General features: G+C 49.7%; 5 protein-coding genes and 1 pseudogene. 5 read left to right on the top strand and 1 reads right to left on the bottom strand.

The window, feature by feature from the left end; genetic code table 11:
* From A1D16_RS21120 to A1D16_RS21105, 4 genes are all read left to right on the top strand, one after another.
* The coding region (locus A1D16_RS21120) for a penicillin acylase family protein (RefSeq protein WP_290713497.1) at positions 1-1984 on the top strand (1984 nt) is incomplete at its 5' end.
* A gap of 86 nt (positions 1985-2070) precedes the next feature.
* Complete coding sequence (locus tag A1D16_RS21115) at positions 2071-2895, top strand: ZIP family metal transporter (protein ID WP_290713494.1); 825 nt, start codon at positions 2071-2073, stop codon at positions 2893-2895.
* A 57-nt stretch (positions 2896-2952) separates the two neighbouring features.
* Entirely contained in the window at positions 2953-3156 is a 204-nt protein-coding gene (locus A1D16_RS21110; RefSeq protein ID WP_290713491.1) for a hypothetical protein, read from the top strand.
* 20 nt (positions 3157-3176) lie between these two features.
* Positions 3177-3590 (top strand): DsrE family protein, encoded by a 414-nt coding sequence (locus A1D16_RS21105; protein ID WP_290713488.1) that lies wholly within the window; start codon positions 3177-3179, stop codon positions 3588-3590.
* 9 nt (positions 3591-3599) lie between these two features.
* Here the strand turns inward: A1D16_RS21105 and A1D16_RS21100 are convergent, their stop codons facing one another.
* Entirely contained in the window at positions 3600-4445 is an 846-nt protein-coding gene (locus A1D16_RS21100) for a neutral zinc metallopeptidase (RefSeq protein WP_290713485.1), read from the bottom strand.
* 90 nt (positions 4446-4535) lie between these two features.
* Between A1D16_RS21100 and A1D16_RS21095 the strand changes: the two are divergent.
* Positions 4536-5062: pseudogene (locus A1D16_RS21095) on the top strand (glycoside hydrolase family 92 protein); the annotation flags it as partial.

Raw genomic sequence — 5062 nt, 5'->3', positions numbered from 1 at the left:
CGATTTTGCCCGCGTGGAAATGAACTATATCGAAAAGCTGGGCCGCCTGGCTGAATTGCAGGGAGAAAAAGCCCTGTATGAAGACCTGCTGATTCGACTGGTCATCGACTCCTCCGACGCTATGCGAGATTATGCGAAAGCACCCGCCTGGCTCCAGCAACTTTGCCAGGCTTTTGCCGACGGAATTAATTATTATCTCTATAAAAATCCGCAGGTAAAACCGGCACTGCTCCATCGCTTTCAACCCTGGTACCCCCTGTTGTGGACAGATGGCAGCATCGGCGCTATCAGTACAGCCGATATTACGGTGAAAGAACTGGCGGAATTTTATGGTTTGGCGGCGCCGCTTGCAGCCCGGTTCCAGGAACGCCTGCCCACCGGCTCCAATGGCTTCGCAATAGCCCCGCAGCTTTCCACCTCGGGCAAAGCCCTGCTTTATATCAACCCACATGTAAGTTTTTATTTCCGTCCCGAAGTGCATATGGTATCTGAACAAGGCCTCAACGCCTATGGCGCAGTTACCTGGGGACAATTCTTCATTTACCAGGGTTTTAACGAAAACGCGGGCTGGATGCACACTTCCTGTTACGTAGATGCCGCCGATACCTATATTGAACAACTGGAAGAACGTAAATATGGGTTCACCTATCGCTACGAAGGAAAATTGAAACCGGTTAAAACCAAAAACATCCGGCTCCGCTTCAAAGGCCAAAACGGTATGCAGGAAAAAACCATCCCTGCATATTTTACCCACCATGGTCCCATTATGGCCAAAAGAAATGGCCATTTCCTGAGCATGCGGGCCGATAACCGGTTAATGGACGGACTGATCCAGTGCTGGAACCGTACCAAGGTTAAAGACCTGGCCGATTTTGAGAAAACCCTGAACCTCCGGGGGAATATTTCCAACAGTACAGTATATGCAGACAAGGCCGGCAATATCGCCTACTGGCACGGCAATCGCATCCCGAAAAGAGATAACTCCATCGACTGGACCAAACCGGTAGACGGCAGCACCAAAGCAACCGAATGGCAGGGCTACCACACAATCAGGGAAACCGTTCACCAGATCAACCCCTCCAATGGTTGGTTACAGCATTGTAATTCCAGTCCGTTTTTTATGTCGGGTAAGAATAGCCCTAACCCGGCTGCTTTCCCTGCTTATATGGCGCCCGATGGCGATAATTTTCGGGGTATCAATGCCGTTAGAACCCTGTCGGCCTATGCCCGCTTTAACCTCGATACCCTTATCAAAGCCGGTTACGATAAACGCCTGGCCGCTTTTGAAGAATTGATACCCGCCCTGGTTAAAAGTTTTGATGCCGGCCTGCAACCAACCGACAGCCTTTTTGCCTGGCTGGCCGGGCCGGTTGCCGTTTTGCGCAATTGGAATTTTACGGCCGATACCGCCTCTATTGCCACCACGCTGGCAGTGGAGTGGGGGCAACGTATTTTGCCCGCCCTGATGGCCCTGGAAGCCCCGGGCGGTAAACCGCTTGACCTGGTGCAACGCGTTCGTACCTATACTAAACAAGCGCCCGCCACCGAACAACTGCAGGCGCTTTATGCAACTATTACCGACCTGCAGGCCCGCTACGGTAAATGGCAACTGCCCTGGGGAAGTATCAACCGCTTTCAGCGGATCTCCCCCGCGCTGGACCTGACCTTTGACGATGCCCAACCCAGTTACCCCGTGGCCTTTGCTTCGGGCACCTGGGGCATGCTGCCTTCCTATAACAGTCGCGTATTTGCGGGTACCCGTAACCGCTACGGCGTACACGGCAACAGCTTTATCTGTGCCGTAGAATTCGGCGACAAAATAAAAGCCAAAGCCCTGCTGGCAGGCGGACAAAGCGGCAACCCCGCCTCGCCGCATTTTAACGACCAGGTAGAGGCTTATAGCACCGGCCGCTTTCGCGATGTACTTTTTTACAAGGAAGATGTGCTGCAACAGGCTGAGCGTAGTTACTACCCGGGACAGTAATCCACCATACCGGTGAGGTAATTCCCCTAAAAATATTTTTAGGCTCATCTAATTGTTTTGAATGATTTCTGCTATTTTTATGGACGATGAAGCAGTTAGAACAATTCTTTTCTGATATCGGTCCTGTACAGGCGGCATTGATCGCCACTACTTTTACCTGGCTGGTTACCGCAGCAGGTGCCTCCCTGGTTTTCTTTTTCAAAACCATTAAACGAAGTGTATTTGATGCCATGCTCGGTTTTACCGGCGGCGTTATGGTGGCTGCCAGCTTCTGGTCATTACTGGCGCCAAGCATCGAATATTCGGAAAAAATTTACCCCTCCTTTCCCTGGATGCCGGCAGCCGTAGGCTTTCTGGTAGGCGCGCTTTTTATCTATAGCCTCGATAAGTTTATGCCGCACCTCCATATCAATTTTGGAGACGACGAATCGGAGGGCATGAAAACAAAATGGCATAAAACCACCCTCTTATTACTGGCTATTACCCTGCACAATATACCAGAAGGGCTGGCTGTGGGCGTATTGTTCGGCGCCGCTTCTATTGGGGTGGGCGATGACCTGATTCCCGCTGCTATTGCACTGGCTTTTGGAATTGGCCTGCAGAATTTTCCGGAAGGCCTGGCCGTTTCTATGCCTTTACGCCGGCACGGGGTAAGTCGTTTAAAAAGTTTCTGGTACGGACAATTGTCGGCTATTGTTGAACCCGTTGCCGGTGTGCTGGGGGCTGTAGCTGTTATCTATATGCAACCCGTGCTGCCCTTTGCCCTGGCTTTTGCTGCCGGCGCTATGATCTATGTGGTGGTGGAAGAAGTAATTCCGGAAACCCAGCGAGATAAATATACCGATGTAGCCGTACTCGGTTTTATCGGCGGTTTTGTGGTTATGATGGTGCTGGATGTAGCCCTTGGGTAACTTTAATCACCAAAACACCGCGGCGGATAGCGCATTTTTACCGAAATTTCGCTTCCCATGATTAAATCAATTGTTCAGAAATACGGGCTCGTGCTGCTGGGGGTACTGGTGGGTGGTATTGCGGGCTTTATCTATTACAGTACCATTGGTTGTAGTTCCGGTACCTGCGCCATTACTTCTAAACCGGTAAACAGCACGGTGTATTTTGCCATTATGGGTGGTTTACTGGCCAGCCTCGTACGGCCCAAACAAAACGGATAGCCGACAAAACCTGGAAATATATGAAACGCGTTTATTTCTTTCTACTGCTATTGCTACTGGGTACTTCGGGTTCCCTGCTGGCACAGCAGGCCAAACACCGGGTGGTAATTCAATTGAATACCGGCGATACCCTTATCTGGAAAGGCATGATGAACAATATTAAGAACCTGAAAGCCGGTTGGGGCGATTCAGTGCAGGTAGAAGTGGTGGTACACGGCGCTGGTGTTCAGTTTATGATGAAGGATAAAACCACCCAGGCCGACCGCATTGCCTATTTCAATAAAATGGGTATCCGCTTTGTTGTTTGCGAAAACACGATGCGAGAGCGGGCTGTTACCAAAGAACAACTATTGCCCGAAGCCGGTTTCGTTAAAATGGGCGTGGGTGAAATTATTCTAAAACAGGAAGCGGGCTGGAGTTACCTGAAAATGTAAACGGCCGAATTAGAGCTTCAGCCGCGGATCATTAAAGGTATCGCCCTGCCGCAGATCACCGGTTTCATATCCTTTTTTAAACCAGTACATACGCTGTTCAGATGTGCCGTGTGTAAAGGATTCGGGTACTGTATAACCCTGGGCCTGTTTCTGTAAACGGTCGTCGCCAATGGCATTGGCAGCACGCATGGCTTCATCAATATCATCGGCATCGAGCAGGTTTTTATTGGCCGTATGATGGGCCCATACACCGGCTAAAAAATCGGCCTGTAATTCCAGCATCACCGAATATTTATTGTATTCTTCTGCGCTTAAGCGTTGCCGTAATTGCGCCAGTTTTTGCGTGGTACCCAGCAGGGTTTGTATATGATGCCCCACTTCGTGCGATACTACATAGGCCATGGCAAAATCGCCAGGCGCACCAAATCGCTGCGCCAGTTCTTCATAAAAAGACAGATCGATATAAAGCTTCTGATCACCCGGGCAATAAAACGGACCGCTGGCGGCGCTGGCTGAGCCACAGGCCGATTGTACCGCACCTGAAAACAATACCAGCGTGGGCTCCTTGTATTGAGCGCCATTTTCAGCAAACAGTTTATTCCATACATCTTCTGTTTCAGCCAACACTACTTTTACAAAACTGGCCAGCTGATCTTCCCGCGCCTTGGCTTCTGTGCTCATGGGTGCGCTGCCGCCGCCCTGGGGTTGCAGTTGCGATACATCTACATCGCCTCCGAGGAAGAGATTAAAGAGTAAGGCAATTATTCCCAGTATACCTCCACCAATAGCTACAGGTCCCGCCACACTGCGGCGATCTTCTACATTTCCGCTTTCGCGTCTTCCTTGCCAGCGCATAGTTTTTATTTAAGAACAAATTAAGCAGAAAATGCATACCCCCGATTGGTTAGATTTGAATAATTTTAGCACATTTTAGAAATGACGAACATGAATCGATTCAAATGGTTGCTGGTTACAGCAATTTGTTTTTGCAGAACCGCCTTAGTGGCCCAGGAGCTGAATCCGTTGGATTATGTAAACCCGCTGATGGGTACACAATCGCTCTTTAGTTTATCGAATGGGAATACCTACCCGGCTATTGCCCGCCCCTGGGGTATGAATTTCTGGACGCCGCAAACCGGTAAAATGGGCGATGGATGGGCCTATGTATATACTGCTGAAAAGATCCGTGGTTTTAAACAAACCCATCAACCATCGCCCTGGATGAACGATTATGGCCAATTTTCTATTATGCCGGTTACCGGTAGCCTGGTTTTTGACCAGGAAAAAAGAGCCAGTTGGTTTTCGCACAAAGCAGAAACGGTAGCCCCCGATTATTACAGCGTTTACCTGGCCGATTTTGATGTAACCACCGAAATTACTGCCACCGAACGGGCCGCACAATTCCGGTTTACCTTTCCCCAATCAGACAGCTCCTTTATTGTTATAGATGCATTTGACAAAGGATCTTATGT

Source organism: Flavihumibacter sp. CACIAM 22H1 (assembly GCF_001601815.1).
GTDB lineage: Bacteria > Bacteroidota > Bacteroidia > Chitinophagales > Chitinophagaceae > Flavihumibacter.
This window is presented reverse-complemented; position numbering and strand designations above follow the sequence as displayed.

Bases quoted from the DNA above. Each gene is read 5' to 3' on its own strand.
- A1D16_RS21115 (WP_290713494.1), top strand. From the start codon at position 2,071: ATGAAGCAGTTAGAACAATTCTTTTCTGATATCGGTCCTGTACAGGCG.
- A1D16_RS21110 (WP_290713491.1), top strand. From the start codon at position 2,953: ATGATTAAATCAATTGTTCAGAAATACGGGCTCGTGCTGCTGGGGGTA.
- A1D16_RS21105 (WP_290713488.1), top strand. From the start codon at position 3,177: ATGAAACGCGTTTATTTCTTTCTACTGCTATTGCTACTGGGTACTTCG.
- A1D16_RS21100 (WP_290713485.1), bottom strand. From the start codon at position 4,445: ATGCGCTGGCAAGGAAGACGCGAAAGCGGAAATGTAGAAGATCGCCGC.